This window comes from Dyadobacter sp. HNCC25DJ187 (assembly GCF_056895255.1).
The window spans coordinates 236,170-260,703 of sequence record NZ_JBXHAT010000001.1 but is presented as its reverse complement, the minus strand read 5'-3'; the positions used below and the strand labels follow the sequence as shown (position 1 = coordinate 260,703).

At 42.3% G+C, this 24,534-nt stretch carries 23 protein-coding genes; 13 read left to right on the top strand and 10 right to left on the bottom strand.

Annotated elements, in window-relative coordinates:
* Positions 1-312: 312 nt before the first annotated feature.
* A complete protein-coding gene (locus AC1XUE_RS01020; RefSeq protein ID WP_483354065.1) occupies positions 313-732 on the bottom strand; it encodes a hypothetical protein in 420 nt (139 codons plus the stop codon).
* 184 nt (positions 733-916) lie between these two features.
* Here AC1XUE_RS01020 and AC1XUE_RS01015 point away from each other — a divergent pair, with 184 nt between their 5' ends.
* Positions 917-1,645 (top strand): outer membrane beta-barrel protein, encoded by a 729-nt coding sequence (locus AC1XUE_RS01015; protein ID WP_483354064.1) that lies wholly within the window; start codon positions 917-919, stop codon positions 1,643-1,645.
* Here AC1XUE_RS01015 and AC1XUE_RS01010 read toward each other — a convergent pair.
* Positions 1,642-1,809, bottom strand: coding sequence for a hypothetical protein (locus AC1XUE_RS01010; protein WP_483354063.1), 168 nt, complete (start codon positions 1,807-1,809; stop codon positions 1,642-1,644). The two genes, AC1XUE_RS01015 and AC1XUE_RS01010, sit on opposite strands and share 4 nt — an antisense overlap.
* Positions 1,810-1,950: 141 nt before the next feature.
* Between AC1XUE_RS01010 and AC1XUE_RS01005 the strand changes: the two genes are divergently transcribed.
* The 5 genes from AC1XUE_RS01005 (at position 1,951) to AC1XUE_RS00985 (ending at position 7,748) form a co-directional block, all read left to right on the top strand.
* Positions 1,951-2,808, top strand: coding sequence for a hypothetical protein (locus AC1XUE_RS01005; protein ID WP_483354062.1), 858 nt, complete (start codon positions 1,951-1,953; stop codon positions 2,806-2,808).
* A 34-nt stretch (positions 2,809-2,842) separates the two neighbouring features.
* Complete coding sequence (locus AC1XUE_RS01000; protein WP_483354061.1) at positions 2,843-3,601, top strand: MotA/TolQ/ExbB proton channel family protein; 759 nt, start codon at positions 2,843-2,845, stop codon at positions 3,599-3,601.
* Between the two features lie 34 nt (positions 3,602-3,635).
* On the top strand, positions 3,636-5,078 hold the full coding sequence (locus tag AC1XUE_RS00995) for a S41 family peptidase (protein ID WP_483354060.1): 1,443 nt from the start codon (positions 3,636-3,638) through the stop codon (positions 5,076-5,078).
* A gap of 87 nt (positions 5,079-5,165) precedes the next feature.
* The gene (locus AC1XUE_RS00990) at positions 5,166-7,121 is read left to right on the top strand and encodes an ATP-binding protein (RefSeq protein WP_483354059.1); all 1,956 of its coding nucleotides are present in this window, start codon (positions 5,166-5,168) and stop codon (positions 7,119-7,121) included.
* Positions 7,122-7,124: 3 nt separating this feature from the next.
* Positions 7,125-7,748 (top strand): response regulator, encoded by a 624-nt coding sequence (locus tag AC1XUE_RS00985; RefSeq protein ID WP_483354058.1) that lies wholly within the window; start codon positions 7,125-7,127, stop codon positions 7,746-7,748.
* Between the two features lie 81 nt (positions 7,749-7,829).
* Here AC1XUE_RS00985 and AC1XUE_RS00980 read toward each other — a convergent pair whose 3' ends face one another.
* Positions 7,830-8,783: an aldo/keto reductase gene (locus AC1XUE_RS00980; protein WP_483354057.1), complete on the bottom strand. Its 954-nt coding sequence runs from the start codon at positions 8,781-8,783 to the stop codon at positions 7,830-7,832.
* A gap of 406 nt (positions 8,784-9,189) precedes the next feature.
* Here AC1XUE_RS00980 and AC1XUE_RS00975 point away from each other — a divergent pair, with 406 nt between their 5' ends.
* Entirely contained in the window at positions 9,190-10,710 is a 1,521-nt protein-coding gene (locus AC1XUE_RS00975; protein WP_483354056.1) for a GH3 family acyl-acid amido synthetase, read from the top strand.
* On the opposite strand, the gene AC1XUE_RS00970 is transcribed toward AC1XUE_RS00975, so the two are convergent.
* The 5 genes from AC1XUE_RS00970 to AC1XUE_RS00950 all read right to left on the bottom strand — a co-directional run bounded on the left by AC1XUE_RS00970 (position 10,687) and on the right by AC1XUE_RS00950 (position 13,889).
* The gene (locus AC1XUE_RS00970) at positions 10,687-11,310 is read right to left on the bottom strand and encodes a hypothetical protein (RefSeq protein WP_483354055.1); all 624 of its coding nucleotides are present in this window, start codon (positions 11,308-11,310) and stop codon (positions 10,687-10,689) included. The genes AC1XUE_RS00975 and AC1XUE_RS00970 overlap by 24 nt on opposite strands.
* Before the next feature lie 58 nt (positions 11,311-11,368).
* A complete protein-coding gene (locus AC1XUE_RS00965) occupies positions 11,369-11,620 on the bottom strand; it encodes a hypothetical protein (RefSeq protein ID WP_483354054.1) in 252 nt (83 codons plus the stop codon).
* Between the two features lie 558 nt (positions 11,621-12,178).
* The gene (locus AC1XUE_RS00960; RefSeq protein WP_483354053.1) at positions 12,179-12,694 is read right to left on the bottom strand and encodes a GNAT family N-acetyltransferase; all 516 of its coding nucleotides are present in this window, start codon (positions 12,692-12,694) and stop codon (positions 12,179-12,181) included.
* A gap of 137 nt (positions 12,695-12,831) precedes the next feature.
* Positions 12,832-13,266: a hypothetical protein gene (locus AC1XUE_RS00955; protein WP_483354052.1), complete on the bottom strand. Its 435-nt coding sequence runs from the start codon at positions 13,264-13,266 to the stop codon at positions 12,832-12,834.
* A 251-nt stretch (positions 13,267-13,517) separates the two neighbouring features.
* Positions 13,518-13,889 carry a hypothetical protein gene (locus AC1XUE_RS00950; RefSeq protein ID WP_483354051.1) on the bottom strand — a complete coding sequence of 124 codons (372 nt, stop codon included), beginning with the start codon at positions 13,887-13,889 and terminating at the stop codon, positions 13,518-13,520.
* A gap of 204 nt (positions 13,890-14,093) precedes the next feature.
* Here AC1XUE_RS00950 and AC1XUE_RS00945 point away from each other — a divergent pair, with 204 nt between their 5' ends.
* The gene (locus tag AC1XUE_RS00945; RefSeq protein WP_483354050.1) at positions 14,094-14,825 is read left to right on the top strand and encodes an NUDIX hydrolase; all 732 of its coding nucleotides are present in this window, start codon (positions 14,094-14,096) and stop codon (positions 14,823-14,825) included.
* A 365-nt stretch (positions 14,826-15,190) separates the two neighbouring features.
* Here AC1XUE_RS00945 and AC1XUE_RS00940 read toward each other — a convergent pair whose 3' ends face one another.
* Entirely contained in the window at positions 15,191-15,835 is a 645-nt protein-coding gene (locus tag AC1XUE_RS00940; RefSeq protein WP_483354049.1) for a hypothetical protein, read from the bottom strand.
* Between the two features lie 185 nt (positions 15,836-16,020).
* Between AC1XUE_RS00940 and AC1XUE_RS00935 the strand changes: the two genes are divergently transcribed.
* Positions 16,021-16,350, top strand: coding sequence for a hypothetical protein (locus tag AC1XUE_RS00935; protein WP_483354048.1), 330 nt, complete (start codon positions 16,021-16,023; stop codon positions 16,348-16,350).
* 375 nt (positions 16,351-16,725) lie between these two features.
* Here the strand turns inward: AC1XUE_RS00935 and AC1XUE_RS00930 are convergent, their stop codons facing one another.
* Complete coding sequence (locus AC1XUE_RS00930; protein ID WP_483354047.1) at positions 16,726-17,853, bottom strand: glycoside hydrolase family 88/105 protein; 1,128 nt, start codon at positions 17,851-17,853, stop codon at positions 16,726-16,728.
* Positions 17,854-18,171: 318 nt separating this feature from the next.
* Here AC1XUE_RS00930 and AC1XUE_RS00925 point away from each other — a divergent pair, with 318 nt between their 5' ends.
* The 4 genes from AC1XUE_RS00925 to AC1XUE_RS00910 all read left to right on the top strand — a co-directional run bounded on the left by AC1XUE_RS00925 (position 18,172) and on the right by AC1XUE_RS00910 (position 24,434).
* A complete protein-coding gene (locus tag AC1XUE_RS00925) occupies positions 18,172-18,579 on the top strand; it encodes a hypothetical protein (protein WP_483354046.1) in 408 nt (135 codons plus the stop codon).
* A gap of 117 nt (positions 18,580-18,696) precedes the next feature.
* The gene (locus AC1XUE_RS00920; RefSeq protein WP_483354045.1) at positions 18,697-19,782 is read left to right on the top strand and encodes an efflux RND transporter periplasmic adaptor subunit; all 1,086 of its coding nucleotides are present in this window, start codon (positions 18,697-18,699) and stop codon (positions 19,780-19,782) included.
* A 22-nt stretch (positions 19,783-19,804) separates the two neighbouring features.
* Positions 19,805-23,011, top strand: a complete 3,207-nt coding sequence (locus AC1XUE_RS00915) for an efflux RND transporter permease subunit (protein ID WP_483354044.1) — start codon at positions 19,805-19,807, stop codon at positions 23,009-23,011.
* Positions 23,001-24,434 (top strand): TolC family protein, encoded by a 1,434-nt coding sequence (locus AC1XUE_RS00910; RefSeq protein ID WP_483354043.1) that lies wholly within the window; start codon positions 23,001-23,003, stop codon positions 24,432-24,434. Before AC1XUE_RS00915 ends, AC1XUE_RS00910 begins: the two co-directional genes overlap by 11 nt.
* Positions 24,435-24,534 lie beyond the last annotated feature (100 nt).

Here is a 24,534-nt window from a genome sequence, read left to right as displayed (position 1 = left end):
CGTATGGTTACAAGTATTTTGACATTTTTATTTCTGCACACGTTACCGGGAACGATTGCGGAAGCAATCGTAAGGTATACCAAAACAAAAGAAAGTGTAAAAAAGACACAATCATTAGTAAACCAAAATATTACAAATTCGGAATACGATTAAGGAAAAGTTGTATTATTTAAATATAAATGATAGGATCAGATATGAATAAGACTATACTGGATAGGGTTCGGTACAGGAGTCGCCCACATTGGGTTCAAAAAAAGAGGAGTACCTGCATATCTTACAGGTACTCCCAACAATGTTGATATTTAATCCTTCTTACCGATCAAACTTCTTTTTCAACGCTTTGGTCAGTTTTCTGACAGATGCTGACTGAGAATTGTATCCATTAGCTCCGTTTGGACTTGCTTTGTAGTATTCGGATTGCCAGAGCTGTTCGCCACCTTTGTCCAATAGCGATGCACTTAAAGCAACAGATTTACCTCCCCAGGAAGTCCAGGTTACCCCACCCGAGACTTTACTGTCGAGTTTCAACACGAAGTCCGCCGATGATTTTGAACCGGCTACTTTCCAATAACCCCATTCTTTGAGTGATCCCGCCAGTTCCTGTGCAGCACTTTGTCCTACATCGCTTTTATTTGCTTCAATATAAACAGCGCTTCCTTTTTTTAGCGACTGATCTTGCGCGAAGGTCATTACCGGAAGTGCGAGCATGAGGACGATCATTATGTTTTTCATAGTGGTGATGGTTTGATGTGATACAAAGCTCGGCATGCGTGAATTCAAAATCTATCCCTGAAAACAGCCATTTTTTGCGATCCTTAAAATGGCTGTTTTCAGGGATAGTGTCGTGATGCGCTATGTACCAACTTTGCAAAACCAATTATTACTCATTCAAAACACACCTTTAAACTTAACGACTATGAAAAAGACACTGATTCTCACACTGATCATGCTATACACACACACCTTTCTGGCCTCGGCCCAAAATGCCTCCGTTTTTGTCGGAGGAATGGGCGGCGGAAATCTTTCGCTTTACAGCTATGCAGGAGACTACGCTAATACCTGGACTTCTTCCAGTGCTAAACCAGGCCTGAACGGAGGCGTCGTTTTCGGAGCAGAATTTGGAAAAATGGCTGTTGTTTCCGGAATCAGCTTTATACAAAAAGGGACCAAGTCTGAAACGGATAACTACCGTCTTGATAACAATTACGTAGGTTATCTGAAAGCCAGGGAAAACACTTCTTTTATTAATATTCCCCTTCTTTTCCGTTATCAATTTTTTGGTGAAAAGTTCGGTCTGGTTGCTTCTGCAGGTCCTACCTTCAACATCGGTCTTTCAGGAAATTCACGTTTGGAGCTGGAGGTTGCTAACGTCGGATCTGAAAGCCGGTCGGGTACAATAAACTTTGGTAAAGGTATTAATAATACATATCGCAGGTTTCAACCCGGCTTTATGCTAGGTCCCGGCGTGTTGATGCGTGTGGGAGAAAAAGGCAAACTAGGGGTTAATATCATGTGGGACTTGGGCTTTAACGCAATAAACGAACGTAACGCCCAGGCGCGAGGTATCAATGGAAAGGTGATGAACGTCTCCACCATCCTGGGCGTGAGTTATACCCACCACTTCACTTTCTCAGACAAGTACTAACCAACTTTGCTATGCTGATTTGCAATAACTGTGGCTGTATACATCAGCAGCACGTTACGATCTGCACGCAATGCCGGATACCGGGCGATTTCACTGTAACACCTGATAGGGAATCCGGAAATGCGGCCATAGACACGATTATGTGCATCAATTGCGGAAATCATATCGGTTCCGATCTACACAGATGTCCCGAATGTCGTTTCCCACAAACCAAACAATCCCGGCAACATCACACGGGAGAGGAACAAAACCCTTTCAGACGTGATCGGAAAACGGGCTAAATCATACGTCAAATCATTTGCTATATGGCCAGAAATCGCGAACCTCAGATTTTCAACATTTCGTTTCTAGACGTGATTTGCGGAGCACTTGGAGCTGTCATATTCCTTTTCATCGCCGTGCCAAAAGGTGGCTCATCGCCATCCGGCAAGCAGCAGCTTGCCATGTCATACGACACGCTTCAGCGCCAGTTCTTTGCTACTATTCACGACAGTTTGAGAAACAAAAAGCCGGGAGATACGCTTCTGGTAGTTTTGGCGGACTATCGCGCACTACCAGGACTTGAAGAGTGTCCTGTCTGCCCTGAATGTGAGGATAATCAGGAGCGTGTGAATGCACGAACCATTGCCACAAATACATCAATTCAGGATAAAAAGGATAAACCAGATTCAGCAATCAGTAAGCCGGCACCGGCTAGCCCTGAAGAGATGAAGCGTAGCAAATACCTGGGAGATCCGCCTGGTGTGCCCTGTAAGGTTTCATTTGAAGTCAGTTGGCCGGATATTGCAGACAATGTAGATTTATTTGTCTGCAAGGGAAGTAAATGCGTTTCAGGAGGTGCGCGGGAAATACGTGATATAGGCCAATGGGACAGCGGAAAATCAAAAACTAAATTTTTTGGCAGCGATCTCCGAACCACCCAGGAAGCTGTACGTCAGTTTGACAAGATTATCCCTGGCGAATACAAGATTTACGCACGTTTCAAGGAAAGTAGTAAGAACAATACTTCGGTACACGTGCGTGGCTTGGTTTACTCGAAAAGTGAATCGGGAGAAGAAAAGGGAGAGCCATTCTCAGGAACATTACAATTGGGTGCAGAAAGAGTATTGTTAGGCACGGTCACTCTACCCGACAACGGCGATTTCCAGCTCATCAAAAACTAAACTTAGTGCAAGGATCACCTAAAGCATATCATCAATGATTACCAGTAAACGACTTTTTCATCTTGCAATCAGTATTGTGGCAGCTGTTATGATCTGGTTTGCGCTTATTCTGCTGACGTCTATGTCATCGGGACCAGGATTCAAACGTTTCTTTGAGGCGTTCGGAGGCTCATTCGGAGGATATGTTCATGCTGTAATCTACACAGCATTCATATTTGGCCTGTTAGAAGTTCTTGATTATCAAAAGTATATTAAAAAACAAAACGAAGGATTTAAGCTAAATCTCTTGCCTGTTCAGGATCAATTGATTCTTTCACCTGAGGAAGTGGCCAAAATCAAACTGAATGTAATTGACCTGGAGAAACATGGATTAAGCTATTTGCTGACCGATTTCGTAAAAAGGGCATGTACGCAGTACCGTAATAATCAATCCATTGGTGAAACCCTTCAGGTTCTCAATGCTCAGATAGACAACAGCAAAACTGAGCTGGAAGGCCGTCTCGAAATAGCCAGATTCCTGATTAGTGCGATTGCGTCCCTGGGATTTATTGGTACGATACTACACCTGGCAGCGGCAATTGGGCTTTTCCATCTGGCCAAAACGGAAGAAGGAATGCCACTTATCACGCAAAGCTTAAACGTATCCTTCGATACAACCTTTATTGCATTGTTTTTAGGATTGATTCTCAGCTACTTCTACCATCGGTATCTGGAAAACCTGGATACATTTTATTCCCGAATGCGGTCCTATATTATTGATAATCTGATCAGCCGCATATACAAGCCACAGTAAATAAGAGTACATGTTTCAAATAAATCCGGAAATCATGAAAGCGCTTCAAAAATTCAATCTTTTCATTATTGCATTACTTACACTTGTTTCTGTATCATGTGGGTTGGAAGATATCAAAACAATAGGTGATAATCTCAATGCAAATAAACAATCGGTTAATGACTGGACCTATCAGCTTATGAATGATGGTTATTTCTGGTATGACCAGATGCCAGCTAAAAGTAAAACCGACGTATCGCAAGATCCGGCAGAATATTTTGAAAAGCTGGTATACCGCAGGTCATCGCATGATCGGTTCTCTATGATCACAGACAACATCGAGGCAGTACAAAAGCAATTTAACGGCGTCAGTAAAGTATTCGGAATACATTATATGATCGCATTCACCGATGCTGGCAGAACCAACGTGGGTGCTTTTTTAAGCCATGTTTCGAAAACGAGCCCGGCGGAAAAAGCCGGATTAAAGCGTGGAGATATCATCACCAAAGTGAATGGAACAATACTTACAGAAAGTAACTACAACAATCTGCTAAGTAGTTCGGAGACCATTCGTGTGAATCTAGGAATCGTTGCTGGCAATCATGTTGAACCTGACGACAGTAAAACAATCAGTATTACCAAAGCCGAAATTACGGAGAATCCTATTGCTTATCATAAGATTATCGCAAAGGGCAACAAAAAAGTGGGTTATTTAGTCTACACCCAGTTTGTACCCGGAACTGATTCGAATAAGGAGCAGTATGATAATGAACTCAGGAATATCTTTGCGGATTTTAAGTCATCTGGTATCAATGAATTGGTGCTGGATCTAAGACTGAATGGTGGTGGTTATATGAGTTCGGCGGTTACGCTGGGATCACTGATCGTGAGTAATAATTCACCTTCCAAGGTTTTTTATAAAGAGCAGTGGAACGACAAATACATCAAATACTGGGAACAAAAGAACGGAGCAGATGCCTTGACATACAGGTTCTCGAATGAGCAAAGTAATGTCGGATCACAATTGGGCAGGATATTTGTACTGACCTCGAAGGGTACTGCTTCGGCCAGCGAATTAATCATTAACGGACTGCGTCCACACATGAACGTCATAACAATCGGTGATCATACAGCTGGCAAGAATCTATTTGGAACACTGTTGGGAGATGAGAAAAAAAGGTGGAATTACGGTTTATATATAATGCTGGGTCAAACTGTTAATGCAAACGGAAAGTCTGATTACGGAACTTCGGACGGAATTAATCCGGATAAACGTGTTGAGGACAACTTGTTGCCATATAAGGTTTTTGGAGACGAAAATGAGACACTTCTAAATGCTGCTTTGAAGGAAATGGGTATTGCAACAGCACCGAATGCCAGAACATCTGCTCCTTTGACCAGCCAGTTCCTCTCATCGAAGCCGTTGAGAGATTCGCCGGCAGTCTGGGACGGACAAATGATCAAGGACATTCAGTTACCCACAGAAACGGACTTGTAGCACCTGCTTTAAATAACCAGCTTATAGCAGTTTAAAACTGATGCAACTTTGAGATATTTAAAAATTATTTTGATAATCAGCATGTTAATGCTGACACGGTTCCAATCCGGCTTTTCGCAAAGTTCGGTTGGAACCGTTCCCTATGCCGATAGTTTACGAGTTCTGATCAACCGTAGTCAGTCAGACACTGCGAGAATAAAGACACTTTTTTTATTATCTGATTATTATAGTGATAAAGACACCACGCTGGCGTTTCGTTATGTGGATCAGGCGGCTGGAGTTGCAAAAAAAAATCCCTATTACCAGGCACTTGCCCATTTTTACAGAGCAGGTGTCTTTTTTGAATTTGATTATGAAAAGAGCCAGTCGGAATATATGCAAGCCGAGCGACTGCTCAGAAATTTTAAAACAAAGGAGGCTTTGGTATACCGGTCACGCTGTTGGGCCAATTACGGAGCCCTGCATCAAAGGCAGGATAATGAAAAGAAGTATGTGCAGGTACTGATTGATCATTCAATACCACTGGCGGTACAGGCTGGTGATAGTATCAGAGTGGCTAGAAATTATCAAAATCTGGGGATCATATTTTCTAATCAACTTGACTATTCTAAAGCCGAAAAATATTTCAAGCAAGCTATATCCATACTGGAAGCTTCAGGTTCCAGATCACTGGAACTGGTGGACGCATACGTCTTCGGTGCTAAAAACTACATCTATCTGAAAGATTATCCGCCAGTAAAACCAATGCTTGATAGCGCACTGGCTATACTGGCGACAGACGCTGAGTCCGCGTATTTGACGGACCTTTATATGGTGGAAGGAATGTATTATTCACGGCTCATGCAGTACAATCAGGCATTTAAAAGTTTTGATAAAGGTATAGCAATCGCTACACGTCTTAAAAGGCCATATGATGTTCATAGTATATCACTTCAAAAGTATTTTACCTATAAAGCCATGGGTAATTACAAAAAAGCGTTTCTGCTTCTCAAAGATCTGACGGCGCAGGAAGAAATATATCCGCATCATAAAAACCGCATGCTTTACTATTATGAGCTTGCGCAAACCTCCGAAAAGTTAGGTGATTTAAAATCTGCTTATAATTGGTTGCATAAGTATTCCGTACTAGCTGATAGCGCCAATGAACATCGCATCAAAGCAGATATTGCAGAAACCGAAACCCGTTATCAGTCCGCTGAAAAAGAAAAACAGATTTATCAGCTGCAGGCTAAAAATGAAAAAGCAATACTGGCGATTAAGAATAATAGGTTGGTCAATTGGTTGCTGGCTGTAGTGTGTTTGTTTCTCGCAGCTGTTACAATCCTTGTGCTGCTATTTTACAGAAACAATAAGCGACTCTGGCAACAACAAAAGCAGTTGCATGATCTTGAATTACAAAAGATTAAACAGGATCATCGCATTTCTATGCTTTCGGCTATGCTGGAAGGACAGGAACAGGAACGAACACGCCTTGCGCGCGACCTGCACGACGGCCTCGGTGGTCTTTTGAGTAGTATTAAGATCGAACTTTCACAGGTTTCGCATCAACCTGTTCAGCAAGTCAATCAAGGTATCAACCGAACATTGTCCCACCTTGATGATGCAGTGAACGAGCTTCGGAGGATTGCACGAAGTCTGATGCCTGAAATTCTGATGAAATACGGGCTTGCGGAAGCAACGAAAGAATTTTGTAAAAGTCTGAAAGAAACAGGCGTAAATCTGGTGTGTCAGGTATTTAATTACAAAGACACTTTGTCTCAGGAAAAACAGGTTGTATTTTACAGAATCATACAGGAACTGGTTAATAATGCAGTAAAACATGCTGCAGCTTCTCAGATTCTTGTAATCATTCAGCAAAGCGGAGACAATCTTTTTGTCACTGTAGAAGACGATGGTAAGGGATTTGATACAACCAAACCCAATACTAAAAACGGAGCGGGTCTAAGCAACGTGAAAGCACGAGCGGATTTTCTCAATGCATCATTTGATATCCAGTCTACTCCGGGCAGCGGTACAACGATTACTGTAGAATGCAGCATATAACTTATGAAAGTATTTATCATAGATGATCACCCTATTGTTCTTGAAGGCTTGAAAAACCTGCTGGAGACGAAACCTGACATAGAAGTAACAGGCATGTATGACCTGGGAGAACCTATGCTGGAGGCCTTAAATGAAAATGTGCCGGACGTCATGCTGATGGATGTCAATCTGCCTGATATCAATGGTATCTCACTGTGTCAGAAGGTAAAGCTTAAACACCCACAGGTGAAGATAGTCGCACTTAGTGTACATAATGAAAAGACGGTCATTATGGGTATGTTACAAAGCGGAGCAAGTGCATATGTTTTAAAAAATGCCATCGGAGAAGATATAATCGGTGCACTACATGCAGCAATGAACGGACAGATATTTTTATGTCAGGGTTCACAGAAAGTCTTAAGTAGCAATGAAAGTAGTGATCTAAAAGAAATCCCCCGATTAACGCGCCGCGAAAAGGAGATTCTTCAGCTTATAGGAAAGGGCTACACAACCCAGCAGATTGCAGGGGCGCTGTTCATCAGCACACATACGGTTGAAAGCCATCGTAAAAACCTGATGGAAAAGTTTGGTGTACCCAACACGGCAACGGTGATTAAGATGGCTACCGATTTCGGTTTGATGAATTGAGCGCCAAATCATTTTAACATGAAGAGATGCAGATCAATAAAGAAGCGCATCTCCTCATTTTGAATAATTGACACCTACATCCTACTCATAGCTGCTGGCACCATGTAGCAAAGCAATATCCTGATCATCCAGCTTAATCTCCACCGCAGCAGTAATCGCCTTCAATTGTTCAATGGACGTAGCACTTGCAATAGGCGCAGCAACATTGGGTCGTGTCAGCAACCACGCTAGTGCAATGGTCGCCGGTATAGTGTTGTGTTTGTCTGCGACCTTATCTAGTGCCCCTATTACGCCCATTCCTTTTGGATTCAGATACTTTTGGGCTCCCCCACCTCGCTGGCTTTTACCCAGGTCCGCTTCTGATCGATACTTACCAGTCAAAAAACCGGAGGCTAACGAATAGTAGGGTAAAACAGCCAGATCATACTTCGAAATAATCGGTGCATACTCCTTCTCAAACTCTTTACGCTCTACCAGATTGTAAAGCGGCTGATAAACCTGATAGGATGAAATCCCGTTTTGCTTCGCATATTCAATGGACGCTATCAAATTCTCTGTACTCAAATTGGAAGCCCCAATCGCGCGGACTTTTCCCTCCTTCACCAATTGGTGATGCGCTTCCAAAGTTTCTTCCACCGGGGTTACGCCATCATCTTTATGGGTGTAATAGAGATCGATGTAATCAGTTTGTAGCCTCTTTAATGATTCTTCTACAGTTGAGAGAATCGTCGCCTTACTGATATCTGCCGGTCGTTTCCCATTTTCAAATCCTACCTTTGTTGCAATTACGATGTCCGAGCGATTGCCTCTTGCTTTAAGCCACTTTCCTATAATGGTTTCAGATTCGCCACCCGTGTTGCCATCTGCCCAAAATGAGTAAGTATCAGCCGTATCAACGAAATTGAATCCATTGCCGACAAATTCATCCAGAATTTCAAATGATTGCGTTTCGTTGAGTGTCCATCCAAAAACATTACCACCCAAATTGATAGGTGCTATATGCAGATCTGTTTGCCCGAATTTAACTTTTTCCATCACAATGTACTTTTGTTGATTTGAGTTAGTTCAAAATTGGGAATGTAAAGATACGGGCGTTGATCACCCTGGCCTTTTCCGAAACAAATTTTCGGAATATTACATTGCCTTTTTACCAACTGATTTCTCAAAACTTTCTTGCCAATCGAAAATGAGCATTGTTTGAATCATCATGTCTTCACATTAAACCTGCTAACTCAGGCACACCCCTATCTATATCTGAATCCTAACCTCACTCTCATTCCAACGTTCAATTAATGCGATAGGGTTGATATTTCCATGTTTTTACTACAACATAACTTTTACTGATGGCATATTGCGCATAACGCCCAACCAGTATGCTGTTGTGTAAACGATCTGGCACAATTTTATCGGACAGGCAATATCATCTAACTTTATAGCGACAATGGCAGTAATTGGTGATCTGATTAAAAGAGCACTCGATATCACAGGCAAAATTATTTCTGAGCCTGATGCAGTGGAAGCCCAGGAAAATGTACTGAGAAAACTATTGGAGAAAGCAAAATTGACTGCCTTTGGCAAAGCTTATCATTTCTCTGATATTTTAAATAGTCCAAACCTGATTTCTGAATTCCAGAAAAAGGTACCGGTTCATGACTATGATAAACTGAACTCCGAATGGTGGCAATATCTGATGAAAGGGCATCAGAATGTAACCTGGCCGGGAGGACAGCAATACTTCGCTGTGAGTAGCGGCACCACCAGCAGTAACAAGCATATACCCGTTACGGAAGATATGCTTACCTGTATCCGAAATGCGGGAATATCTGAAATCACTAATATTTCAGCATTCAATTTGCCCGGAGAATTCTTTACAAAGCAGATTTTAATGCTTGGAAGTAGTACAAATCTAATCAAGAAGGACGATTTTCTTGAAGGGGAAATCAGCGGAATAAGTGCATCAAACTTACCTGCCTGGTTCAATGGGTTCTACAAACCTGGTGCAGAAATTGCCTCTATTACTGATTTTGATCAAAAGATAAAGGCGATTGCTGAACAGGCTCCGAAATGGGATATAGGATGCCTGTCTGGAATTCCGGCTTGGATAGAGCTGATGCTCAAAGAGATTATCCGATACCATAAGTTGGACAATATTCATCAGATATGGCCTAATCTGATGGTGTATACAACAGGTGGTGTAGCGTTTGAACCTTATCGTAAAAGTTTAGAGAAACTGTTTGCGCATCCGCTTATATACATTGATACCTATCTGGCATCCGAAGGTTTTATAGCGATTCAAAAACGCCCTGACACCTCCGCCATGGCGCTATTTCCGGACAATGGCATTTTCTACGAATTCGTACCATTTAATTCGGATAATGTGGATGAAGATGGATTGGTTAAAGAAGGGGGAATTGTACATGCGCTTGCCGATGCAGAAGAAAATGTGGAATACGTATTACTGATATCAACCGTTTCCGGTACTTGGCGGTATATGATCGGCGACACCGTCATGATCACAGACAAGGCCAGGGCAGAGATAAAAATTACAGGCCGTACCAAACATTATCTCAATGTAGCAGGTGAACAACTATCGGTAACACAAATAAATGAGGCTCTTTCTGTACTGGAGCAACACTTTGACGTATGTGTGAAAGAGTATGTTGCTGCAACAGTTCATGAGCAGGATCAATTTACATTAAAAATATTTTTAGGCTGCGATGAAAACCAGGATGCTTTTAAAGTGGCAGAAGTACTTGATGCCGCTTTAAAAGAGAGAAGTAAGAACTACGCAGTGGCCCGTACCCGCGCTCTTCATGACGTTCAGGTCCGTTTGGTTCCAGAACATATCTTTCACCAATGGAGTGAGGAAACCAAGAAAAAAGGTGGGCAAGTGAAAATACCCAGGGTAATGAAACAGGAGGATTTTGAACAACTGGACTTATTCATATCCAGTCGTCTTTGAGTCGATGCGTTGCTGTTCAAGCTTTGTGATCTGTTCTACAATGTCGTCAGGAGACAAGTACAGGCGTGCAATCTTTTGCTTGTACTTGTCGGGAAGTGATGTGTGATCGAGAATATAATGTTTTGTGGCGATAATGTATTTGCCCAAGCCGTGATTAACGGCATAGGTGTCAGCCACTCGCTCAGCTTTTCTTACGTATCGTGGCGAAATTAAGTAGCCAATTCCGAAACGCATCATACCCCAAACACTCCTGCTTTCATAATCCATGATGTGTCCCAGTTCATGGCCAATCCAGCCTACGAGTATATCCGGAGGCAATTGATGAATTGGCTCTGCAGCATGGGTAAGTCTGAAAAGGGCACTGATATTAATTTGATAGGCTCGTTGCTTAGTAAAAAATGAGCGAATCACTGGCTGAGCCTGCATGACAGATCCCTTGATTCGCTGGCGAAATCTAAAATTAATAGGCGTTTGGGCAAGTTCAGGGTAAAACGAAAGGGCCTTATGGATCTCGTTGGACAGAACCGAAGGAATTCTTTTATTAGTATAACCCGGATTGGGAATCTGCTCAGAATTACCTTCGTGATGACTCGTTTTCATGACTAAATGAATTTTACAAGAAGTCAGAAAATATCGTACCGAATCGACCTCATGCTTATTAGATCTGCATTAATCTTCTTCTAACCGGATCAGCCTGGTCGTCTGAAAGACATAGCAGATAGGAAACAAAGTCATCAGAATCGATTCTTATGTGATACCCCTGGTCTGCTTTCGACATTATCCATGTAAAATGGAGGTGTTCGTGCTCAATTTGTTCGACCGGATAGCAATGGCCGGTAGCCAATACACAAAAAAGTTGTGATTTGAATTGCCTGGCCAGATTGAGAATATCTTGAATGTGATTGTTCATTTTAACGAGTATGGATTGAGAATTGATTAGACTGAAATGCAAATCGGTTTAAGTTGATGATTCATACAATAGAAATACTTTGAAGTCACATCGGGTAATAGATGACAGGTTCGAAATTTCCTTACTGACGCCGAACTACTATTCAACAAAATTTAAACCGTAAATAATTCTAAAAAGATCAATTACCAGAGACAACGGAAACTTAATGATGTTGTCGGGGGAAAATCACTTTATACACATTTACTTCACAAAAAATGGTATTCAAGTGATCACCTGAACCTAGGCTTCTGAATGAGGCGCGAAAGATAGCTGATATAATGATTTGAAACTAAGTTGTCTATGAAAATCATGGTATTCCATGAAGAGTTAAGGTAGGCAGAATCAATTGTACAACTAAATGGAGTAAATTCAGCTGAAACGCTTATTGATTTAGGCAAGTCAAAAGTGGAGCGCAGACATTCCTTCCATATGTCTATACGTCGAGCCTTATCAGCAAGCAGATATAAATACCCGGAAGGATCATATACATTTATTTCTACTTTACTCAGGATCGCTCAGTCAAAAAAGGAGCTGTTTTTTCATCATTACATCAACCTGCTCGTCTGAGCCCAATTTAAAAATGTGTCTGTCAAAAGCAATAAATCCGTTCTTTTCATAGAAGCGAATGGCTCTTTGATTCTGCTCCCATACACCCAGCCATATGTACGACAAACCTTTCAGGCGGGCGACTTCAAGTGCTTTTACATAGACCTCCTGCCCCACCCTCTTTCCTTGACATTCCTTTTTGACGTAGATACGTTCAATTTCCAATGCATGTCTATCCTGGAGTTCAGTTTGCTCCGATCCTGAATTGACTTTCAAATATCCCAATACCTCGTCCTCCTCAACCGCGAGGTAAAATTCAGAATTGATGTTTAGCAATTCACTTTCGATCTTTTCTTCGGTCAGATTCAAATCTGCGTATTGAGCCATATCCGAATCGCTATTATGCTCACGGAATGTTTCAAAAAACGTATCCCTGGCGATGTTAAGCACAATGGATAGGTCCGCCAAGGAAGCCTTTATGATCTTCATAATGAATTATCTGTAATGAATAATGATTTATTCGCAACAATGCCTGTCTATATGTCGCTCATGGCACCTATAGACAGGCATTGTAATTTCACGAGATCTCGGAAATAGTTATTTTCATAGAATGAACGACCAAGTTACTATCTGCCTCCATCGTTCCTTTTTGATTCCTGATTTCCGTAATTGCTGGTTTTGCCCGTATGATTTTTCGTATTCTTTGGAGCAGATCCACTTCCTTTCTTCATCGTAGTATCTGGCTCGGAAAGGTTTTTTTTGCGTGTTTCCAAGGCTTCTTTTGTTGTCAAGATAGACTTGGGGTCATCCATTTTGGATTGCCTACTGCGTTTGGTTGCCTTGCCTGATGGTGTCGGTGCTACAGGTGAAGACTCTGCATTACCACCTCCTACAGCTCCATTTGCAGAAGTTGTGTCTGAAGCACTACCTGCTGCTGATACTGACTCCTTACTTTCTGTATTTTGTTTGCCCGTTTCAGCCGAATTTGTGGTAGTCTGTGAATAGCTCACTGTACCTGCAAATAACATGAATGAAAGCGAAATTATTGTTGACTTTTTCATAGTATCCTTTATTTAGCTTGCTGAAAATATTACTTAGGAAAATAAATACTCATGATCCTTTTTTCGAATTTATGCTTATCATTTTCATCGGACAAGCATTTGTCGGCAAGTGATAAAAACATGTGCCAGCAATACTTTGAATTTAGTTTGACCGTAAAACTTCACAGCCCGGAATAATGATCCCGGGCTGTGAAGTAACGCTTACATGCATTTACTTTTTGTTCTTCAAATTGGCCAGAATGACCTGATGGCTACTGGATACGCTTGGCATTAGCCTCAAATGTATATAGCGTGCCTTTCAAATTGTCCTGATCGACCTTGATCAGATCAATCGCGATCTCACCAACTTGTTCAGAATCAAAATACAAGATAATTTTGTCATCCGTTTCCTCCACCCGGGTAATAGGCCTTTTTTGAGCGGTTGCATCAGCAGGAACGGATAACTCTCCAGTCAGTTTACCATCTCGTCGCACCAGATCTGTTAAGAATTTCATATCACCCATGGGCGTATCTTTGACAGCAATTTCCCATTTCCCAGCAAAAAAGTCCGGCGCATTTTGTGCGTTACTCAACGTAGCTACCAACGTCGCAAAAATCAATAAGAAGTAATTTATTTTTTTCATAATAACTTATGTTAAAGTGATTAAACAAAGGTAAAATATAATTTATATTATTATCTAATTTTTAGATAATAATTATACGCTGTTATATTTGTAGATAGGAATAAGAAAAACAGAGAAAACTAGTTGAAAGGAGTAAGTCCGGTTGTTTGCAGTAAACTGGGAAATTGTAGTTTTACTTCCTCAGAAAAATTAATGTAGACATAAATGCAATCACCCAGCGAACAAGATTACGTACAACAGATTTCAATAGACTGTGTGATATTTGGTTATCAGAACGAACAACTACACGTGCTGATCCCAAAACTTATTTTTGAAGGAGATTTTTTCGCTTTACCCAGTGGCTTTGTGTATCAAAACGAAGATCTGAATATGGCTGCCAACCGCATTTTACAGGCACGAACACAAATCGCGGAAGTAACTCTCCATCAATTTTATTGTTTTGGAGATGCGGATCGCAATAGCCGTGTTTTTTTGGATCAACTACTTAAAATGAATCCAGGCCTGAATCCGCTTCAGGAACAGAGCCGCAGAGAATACGATTGGTTCACTCGCCGCTTTATTTCGGTAGGATACTATGCATTAGTTGATATTCAGAAAGTTGTGATTCATAAAAGTAGTCTGGATGACTCTGTGGCCTGGCATCCATTGACTGACTTGCCAGCGATGATCATGGATCACAATCAGATTGTGGAACAGGCAGTGAATAGTTTAAAGCTTTCGTTTGACACCAGATTAAGTGCCTTCAGTTTGTTGCCCGAGACCTTTACAATGAAAGAACTACAGCGTATGTATGAGTCAATTTTTGATCGATCATTTCCGATGAATAATTTTCAAAAGAAAATATTGGACATGGATGTGTTGGATCGACTCGATAAAAAATTCACCGGTGCTGCTCATAAAGCTCCTTATGTATACAAACTGAAGAATGATTTGTAGATACGCTAAGCCTACTTGATAGATTTCACCTCCAGCTTACCTGGCGTATTTGTCTCAGGAAGTATGATTTGGAGCAAACCTTCATTTAATGTAGAAAACGCGATTTTTTTTCCTCTGAAAAAAGCTTCATATTTTTTGTCAGAATTCATCCCTACCAATACACATCTTTGATGGGCTTTTGTCGCATTATCGAACATGAGATCGGCCGAAAAAGTAGTATGCACCTATTTACACATGATTATATTACGACATATTTCCTGCAATCGTACCTCTGCTGGGGTCAAACAAGTGATTAGCCTGAAAACAAGTAACCCGGATTCGAGATTTCAAATCCGGGTCAACTAACATATGGTGGTCAATAAATCTTACTGTTCTTCCAATGGATGTTCGGTCAATCTGGTTGTCAGGTTATCATATCTGAGAATTCCTTTCCATGTTCCGCTCAGGTCATAAGTCTGTCCGGTAGCTTTGTTCTCGACTACGGCTTTGAATGAGCAGCTCATCCATTGGGCCTGAACACTGCGATCCATCACAATTTTTGAACGCGCCGGAATATTTACGCTCACCGAGTCGGACCAAAATTTTCCGTAAGGCACATGTAACGAGTCCTGGCTGATTGGCACCTTAGTCGCAAAATAAGTGAAGGAACCATTCCCATTCCATTGGGAGGGCACATGTACCATAAATTCCTGAAGCTGAAGATCAGTGGGAAGAAGCTCCGAATTTGCTACCTCGAAATAGGAGGTTTTCATCAGCTCCGAATAGTTATCCGCAAACCTGCTTAGCACTTTTACGTTGCTGTAATTGTAAATGGTGGTGTCACCCATATCAACGTTCAGCGTATCTATATGATCGGCTTCAGTCATCATATACTGCATATCGCGGAGCTGATACTCAGCCTGTGGCACAATTTCAGGTTCGTTTTTTGAAGGTTTTGAACAGAACATCAGGCTAATTGCACACGTGCCTAATAGCGAAAGACTTAATAATTCTGAATACCATTTCTTCATATTCACATGTAGTTTAATTATAAATTTGTAACCAAAAGGTTATTTAATAGTAAGCACTTATGGCTGAAATTTTACTCCTGATACAGATCGTAATTATAGGGTATGTTAAACATTGGAATACTTTTTGTTGCGTCCGGCACAACCTTTATATCAAAGGAAACCAAAATCACTAAACACCAGAAACCATGCCAGATAACAATCAAAGAGACGAGGAGCAATTCGACGAAGAACTACCTGGAAATTATCCACCCAGTGAAGATATATTTCGCCAGGGATTAATTGAATCCGAAATTGATCCGGAAGATGTATCCCGGACCAAAGATCCGTTGGATGTAGATGCCGAAGAATGGAATGAAAAATCATTTGCCAATGATCTTATTGGTGACGACTTGGATGTACCAGGTTCAGAATACGATGATGAAGATGAAAAAATTGGTCGTGAAGACGAAGAAAACAACTATTACAGTCTCGGCGGCGACAACCACGAACGTCAGGAGGAAAATCAGGGCGATTAATTGTGTTATGCTTAAAGCTTACACTATTTGCGATAAATTGGGCTGGGTTGTTTCTGTAAACAACTCAGCCCAATTCTTTATATCAGGAGTCGCAATCAAGAATATTACTAAACTGGATTACTCGCTACGATTGTCTTATTTCAGTTTCAGATGATTTGCGTAAACATGGCAATAATAGCTATGGTTGTTTCGATATAAGTAGGTAGAGACCTGTAACTGCGCTCATGACCCGCCATCGAAAAATAATGCTTTGTCTTTTCACGATCATTGTAACACGCCTGACATCTGATGCTCAGTCTCGTTACACGCCAATGAGAGCCGGATTCTCAGCGGGCTTTGGCTGGAAATGATAGTGCTCCGGCCCGGGCCGCATGTTTACTTCTTCAGATACTTATATACCTCACTACCTGCAAGCAGGAATGCACCCACACCAAAATCAGCCGCAGATTCGGCATTCACCACCTGCCCGGGAATGGCCTTCTCTCCTATTGGCTGCACATAACCAAGTTTTCCGTCAGGCTGTAAAGCCACTGTAGAAAGATAATTCCAGCCTTTCTTCACTGCCGGCAAATATGCTTTCTTGTTTAATATACCATTATTAATTCCCCACATCAGTCCATAGGTGAAGAAGGCCGTGCCGCTGGTTTCCGGTCCTGGAGCGTGTTGCGGATCCAGTATAGATCTTGTCCAATATCCTTCAGGCTGTTGAGATTTCAGAATCGCTTCTGCCATACCTTTGTATTTAGCCAAATATTCTGCGCGATGCTGATCATTTTTAGGTAAGTCTTGTAACACCTTTGCCAGTCCTGCAATCACCCAGCCATCTCCGCGCGCCCAAAAATCCTTTTTCCCATTCGCACTCTTGTGTTTCGGGTAAACGTATTTGGCATCCCGGTAATACAGCTTTGTTTCGCTGTCGTACATGATACTGTTCGCATAGGTAAAATACCCATAAAGTTTGTCAAGGTATATCTGCTTTCCGGTAACTTTGTACAGCTTCGTCATGACCGGCATCACCATATAGAGGCCATCTGCCCACCACCAATAGTCGTCTGCCGTGGTGCTCATCTGGTATTCCATCACCTCAATGGCCCTCGCAATTTTATGCGGCTCGTTGTCAATATTATACAAATCAATGTACGTCTGGAAACAAATTTGCCAGTCGCCGAAAAGAACATAATCATCCTTTTCTCCATAGCTGTATTTCCAGGTTGATTTGTCGTCAGACTTCGCACCTTTCCATTCATTATGGATAGCCCAGTCTTCAGAATATTTACGGTAGGCTTCATTTTTTGTCAACTTATAAAGCTCCATGTTCCCCGTATGATATGCAGCATGATCCCAGAACGCACGTTTCTGTGCAGGATGATTTTTCTGCCAATAATCATTTGCCTTTTGAATCGTGGTTAATACTTGTTGAGCAGCCGGCAGTGACTGGCCGTAAATTTTTGAAACTGTTACAACAGATAACAGTACCAGAAAGTATTGAATAGACTTTGTCATTTTGCAGTAAATAATGAACAACAAAGATACATACCTCTTTTTCTTCACGAATCCTGTAATTTGACCAAAATCAGTCAATAAAAAACATACAGCTCGGCCTGTGCAAGTGGCTCGGTTCCACATGAACCATGTTCATGTGGAGTCCATGCTTCCTAATCATATCCATTCTATAAACATTACAATATTAATTTAAACTCATTTATTACGCCATAACGTACACCTCGTATTTTAATGTCCTTTTAACACGGTTTTAACGCTGTATTAACGGTAAATGACTGTTTTTGTACCGGAATTCACTCCTCCAACAAGTTCAGTTTAATGTCCAGAGCATTTAAAAAATATTTCCACTACGTTGTTATACTCCTGCTAACTGCATGGGGCTATCACCACGCCCATGCGCAGGAACAAACTGCAGGAATTGGCGAGCTACATGTAGCCAACATCTGTACAGGTCCCAGTCTGGAATGCAATGATCTGACAATTGGCCACGGTCATTCCAAAAAGGTATTCAGGGATCGCGTTAAATATATTACTGAAGAAAACTTCAGAGCTGTTTTTAGGTCGTCAGATCAAAAACAGGTGCAAGCTGTCACCAACTACTTTATGTCAGCGTTGGTGAGTCTGCCTCATTACCTGCTCCGCCTGCATGTGATTACCTTAACCGGGCACCATCCGGTACCTGTAAAATCTTCCCTTTACATTCTGCTCCGTGTCCTGAGAATTTGATAACTGGAGGCATATTATAATCTTACTACACTGATTTCCATAGTTCTTACTTAGCTATAAACTGATCCTTCGTGTAGTTACACTTCGAATTTCACTATTTCATATAACACCATCATCATGAATAAGCTTATCATGTGTCTGAGTCTGTGCGCCTTGTTTTTCCAGACAAGCTGCGACTCAAAAAAAGAAGAAAAAGAAGAAGAACACATTCAATACCTTGTGACAAGTCCGCTGGAAAGAGACACGCTGGTAATTAAAGAATATGTGAGCCAGATCAAATCCATCAACCATATTGAGTTGCGCGCGCTGGAAAGAGGTTATCTCCAGAAGATATATGTCGATGAAGGACAAGCTGTTAGAAAAGGACAACTCATGTTTCAGATTATGCCTTTGATTTATCAGGCTGAAACCCAGAAAGCGCAGGCAGAAGCTAACTTCGCTGAGATTGAATTTAAAAATACAAAATCGTTGGCTGACAGTAATGTTGTATCTAAAAATGAGCTCGCCCTGGCACGTGCCAAATTTGATAAGGCGAAAGCTGAGTTGAGACTTGCTCAGACGCATCTGGGTTTTACCGAAATCCGTGCGCCATTTGACGGAATTATGGATCATTTCCAAGTCCGTTTGGGTAGCCTTGTAGATGAAGGAGATTTGCTGACGACACTTTCTGATAACAGCCAGATGTGGGTTTATTTCAACGTACCGGAAGCAGAATATCTTAATTATAAAACCAACGAAACCGGCAAGGATCCCCTGAAAGTTGAATTGGAAATGGCTAATCAGAAACTTTTCGATCATCCGGGTGTGGTAAAGACCATCGAAGCCGACTTCAATAATGAAACAGGTAACATCGCATTCAGGGCGACATTCCCAAATCCCAAAAGATTATTAAGACATGGGGAGACAGGAAATGTCCAGATCAAAGAAGAGCTGAAAAATGCGCTGATGATTCCACAGAAGGCGACGTTCGAAGTTCTTGATAAAAAGTATGTATACATCGTAGACAAGGACAACGTAATCCGTTCCAGAGAAATTACCATTTCTTCAGAGCTCCCACACGTTTTTGTAGTATCAGGCGGATTGAAAAAAGATGACAAGATACTGCTCGAAGGTCTTCGCCAGGTACACGAAAACGATAAGATTCAATACAAGTTTATGCAGCCTGACTCGGTGATATCTCATTTAAATCTGTACGCTGAATAAGCGGCATTTCAAACAAACAGACATGTTTAATCAATTCATAAAACGACCTGTTTTCGCTATCGTAATATCCATTATGATAGTCTTTGTAGGAGTATTAGCCATCAAGAAACTACCCATTTCACAGTTTCCTGACATCGCTCCTACCACAGTCAATATCTTTATTGCCTATCCCGGAGCAAGTGCCGATGTACTGGTAAAATCGACACTTATCACACTTGAACAGGCCATTAACGGGGTGCAGGACATGCGATACATCGCCACAGATGCAACCAGTGCCGGTGAAGCAACGCTCAGGATTATTTTTGAACCCGGCACAGATCCTAATGACGCGGTAATTCGTGTGAAAACAAGGGTCGATCAGGTAATGCCTTTGCTGCCTGAACTGGTACAGCGGGAAGGGGTGGTGATTACGCCTATTCAGCCTAGTATGCTGATGTACGTGAACCTGTATGCAAAAGATAAAAGCATCGACGAGAAGTTTCTTTTTAACTATGCCACCGTCAACATGATCCCGGAGATCCAACGGACCAAAGGGGTTGCAAGAGCTCAGATTCTGGGTAGCCGTCGTTATGCCATGCGTGTTTGGCTCAATCCTGACCGTATGCGAGCTTACAGTATTTCTACTGAGGAAGTCATGAAGGCGCTTGGTGAACAGAGTATCATAGGCCGTCCCGGACGACTTGGACAGAGCTCAGGTATTGCTGCTCAATCTTTGGAATATGTACTTACGTATAAGGGTAGATACAGCGAGCCAAAGGAATACGAAGACATTATTATTCGTGCCAATGCAGAAGGTGAAAGTATTCATCTGAAAGATATTGCAACCGTCGAACTGGGTAGTGAGTTTTTTGACATATACTCTAATCTGGATGGTCACCCTTCGGCTGCTATTGTACTTCGCCAGAACTTTGGTAGTAATGCCAGCGACGTAATCGAAGAAGTAAAAGCAAAGCTGGAGGTCATGAAAGGCTCATTCCCTCAAGGCATGGACTACAAAATCAGTTATGACGTATCTCAATTCCTGGATGCATCGATTGAACAGGTGATTCACACACTCCGGGATGCTTTCATTCTGGTTGCTATTGTTGTATTTATCTTCCTTGGCGACTGGCGTTCTACTTTGATTCCGATTCTGGCCGTGCCGGTTTCTTTGATCGGGGCCTTTTTTGTGATTCAGGCTTTTGGACTATCTATTAACCTGATTACATTATTCGCGCTTGTATTGGCTATTGGTATTGTAGTTGATGATGCGATTGTCGTCGTCGAGGCCGTTCATGCCAAGATGGAAGAAGAGCCTCACCTCACTCCTTTCAGCGCGGTTAAAAAAGTACTTGGAGAAATCAGCGGAGCTATTATTGCAATCACCATGGTAATGGTATCGGTTTTCTTGCCTATATCATTTATGTCAGGGCCTGTCGGAACATTCTATCGCCAGTTTTCAATCACCATGGCAAGCTCTATCGTCATTTCTGCACTGATTGCGCTTACGCTGACACCCGTGTTGTGTGCCATGTTACTGAAAAACCATCATGGTCATGAAAAGAAGAAAAACCTGCTGACCAAAGCACTGGACAGCTTCAACCGTGGTTTTGATAACCTGACCGGGAGATATGTAAATCTATTGAAGAAAATTGTAAGCCGTCGCGTTCTTACGTTCATTATTCTGGGTGTTTTTTGCCTGGGTATCGCTTACGAAAATCAGATACTCCCGTCGGGATTTATTCCCAATGAAGATCAGAGTACCATTTATGCTATTGTTCAGACACCTCCCGGATCTACACTTGAAAAAACCAACGAGGTATCACAACGTCTTCAGAAAATTTGTGAAGAGGTACCAGGGATAGAGTCCGTTTCTTCGCTCGCAGGTTATGAAATCATGACAGAAGGCCGTGGCTCTAATGCAGGTACTTGTCTTATCAACCTGAAACCATGGTCCGAGCGGGAGCACAATGTAAAAGAGATCATGGAAGAACTGGAAGAGAAATCAAGAGGATTGGGCGCGATTGTCGAATTCTTCGAACCGCCGGCTATTCCCGGATTTGGTACTTCCGGTGGTTTTTCTATGCGTCTCCTTGATAAAAACACGAATACCGATTACGCCGAGTTTGATAAAGTGAACAAGGAATTCCTCGCAAATCTGGGTAAACGTAAGGAACTGACCGGCCTGTTCACATTCTTTGCAGCCAATTACCCTCAGTACGAACTGGAGATCGACAATAAGCTGGCTATGCAAAAAGGTGTGTCTATCGGGAAAGCGATGGATAACCTCAACATCATGATCGGTAGTACTTACGAGCAGGGTTTTATCAAGTTTAACCAGTTCTTCAAAGTTTATGTACAATCAGATCCGAAATTTAGAAGGTTGCCATCTGATCTGCTCAATCTATTTGTAAAAAATGAAGCAGGTGAAATGGTACCTTATTCAGCCTTCATGAAACTGAAAAAAGGCCAGGGACCGAATGAGATCACGCGTTTTAACCTTTATAATTCTGCAGCGATCCAGGGTCTGCCTGCCAAAGGATATACTACTGCCGATGCGATTCAGGCGATTCGGGAGGTTTCCGCTAAGACTTTACCGAAAGGTTATGATATAGCTTTTGAAGGTCTTTCCTACGATGAAGCGAGTCGGGGAAACGAAGCACTGGTCGTCTTCATGATCGTACTGGCATTCGTATACTTTGTGCTTGCTGCGCAATACGAAAGTTTCATCATTCCTCTTGCAGTAGTCCTTTCCTTGCCTGTGGGTGTATTCGGATCTTTCTTTATGCTGAAGATCATGGGCCTCGAGAACAACATTTACGCACAGATCGGACTGATCATGCTGATAGGGCTGTTAGGTAAAAATGCAGTACTGATCGTGGAGTTTGCCGTCCAGAAGCGGCACGAGGGTATGACCATTCTGGATGCTGCAATAGAAGGTGCGAAGGTACGTTTCCGCCCGATCTTAATGACCTCTTTCGCCTTTGTTGCAGGTCTTATTCCACTGATTATCGCGACTGGTGCAGGTGCGATAGGAAACCGGACCATTGGTGCATCGGCGCTCGGCGGTATGCTCTTCGGGACTATTTTCGGTGTAATAATCATTCCCGGCTTGTATTACATTTTTGCCAAGATGGCCGACGGCCGCCAATTGATAAAAGATGAGGAGGACGGCTCACTGACAGAAGAGCTCGTACATGCTATTGATACATTCCCTCAAACTGACCAAAACCAGGATCATGAAAATTAAGAAAATAGTAAATTGGGTTGGACTCTTATGCATGGCCCTTGCGTATACCGCCTGCCACGTTCCGCCAGCGACCCAGAAAAGTGAGAACAATAGCGTTCCGGCGCAATTCAGCAATTCCCTCGATTCGACCAACTCTGGCAAAGTAAGCTGGAAGACATTTTTCTCGGATCCGAACCTGAATGCTTTGATTGATTCAGCATTCAGCAATAACCAGGAGCTGAATATTACTTTGCAGGAAATTGAAATTTCCAGAAACGAGATCAGCGCACGCAAAGGTGAATACCTGCCATTCGTAGGACTGAAAGGCGGATTAGGTGTAGAGAAAGCGGCAAGGTATACCAACATCGGCGCGAGTGAAGCAACGACGGACATCAAGCCGGGAAGAGAAACACCCGAGCCGCTTCCGGATGCACAAATAGGTGCTTACGCACGCTGGGAAGTCGACATCTGGCATAAGTTGCGCAACGCCAGGAAGTCGGCAGTACAGCGCTATCTGTCATCGGTCGAGGGTAAAAACTTTATGATGACCAACTTGGCGGCGGAAATTGCGACATCGTATTATGAGTTGCTCGCTCTGGATAATCAGCTTAGTATCGTACAGCAAAATATCGAAATTCAAAGCAACGCATTACGTATCGTGAGGCTTGAGAAAGAAGCAACCCGCGTAACAGAACTTGCTGTCAAACGATTCGAAGCGCAGGTACTCAAGACACAGAATATGCAGTTTGGTATTCAGCAAAAAATCGTAGAGGCCGAAAACCGCATCAATTTTCTTGTGGGAAGGTTTCCACAAAGGGTTGTCCGAAGCACGCAAAGCTATGAAACGCTCATACCTGATGTAATGAAGGCAGGTTTACCGGCACAGTTGCTAGCAAACCGTCCGGATATCAAACAGGCAGAACTGGATCTTTCCGCCGCCAAACTGGATATAGCCGTAGCTCGCGCCGCCTTCTACCCTTCTCTGGGTATATCTGCAAGTATTGGCTTGCGTGCTTTTAATCCGGCGTATCTGGTAAAACTTCCTGAATCTTTAATGGGTTCTCTGATTGGTGATATGGTGGGCCCTTTGATCAACAAAAATGCGATCAGAGCCACTTACTTCAATGCTAACGCTAAACAGATTCAGGCGGTTTACAACTATGAACGTACTATCCTGAACGGCTATATTGAAGTGAGTAATCAGCTTTCCAACATTGATAATCTGGAAAAAAGTTATGATCTCAAAAAGAGAGAAGTAGAGACTCTTAATCAATCTACTGCCATTTCAAACAGGTTGTTTATGTCGGCGCGTGCGGATTACATGGAGGTATTACTGACCCAACGCGAGGCACTGGAAACCAAATTCGAATTGGTAGAAACCAGAATGCAGCAAATGAATGCGATGGTGAATGTCTACCGTGCGCTGGGAGGAGGCTGGAATTAATCCTGCACATGTAGTGTAGCAATAAAAAGAATGGGTGATGCTTCTGAATGGCATCACCCTTCTTTTTTAGTTCCCCTTAAAGTAAACTCTTAGATAACGT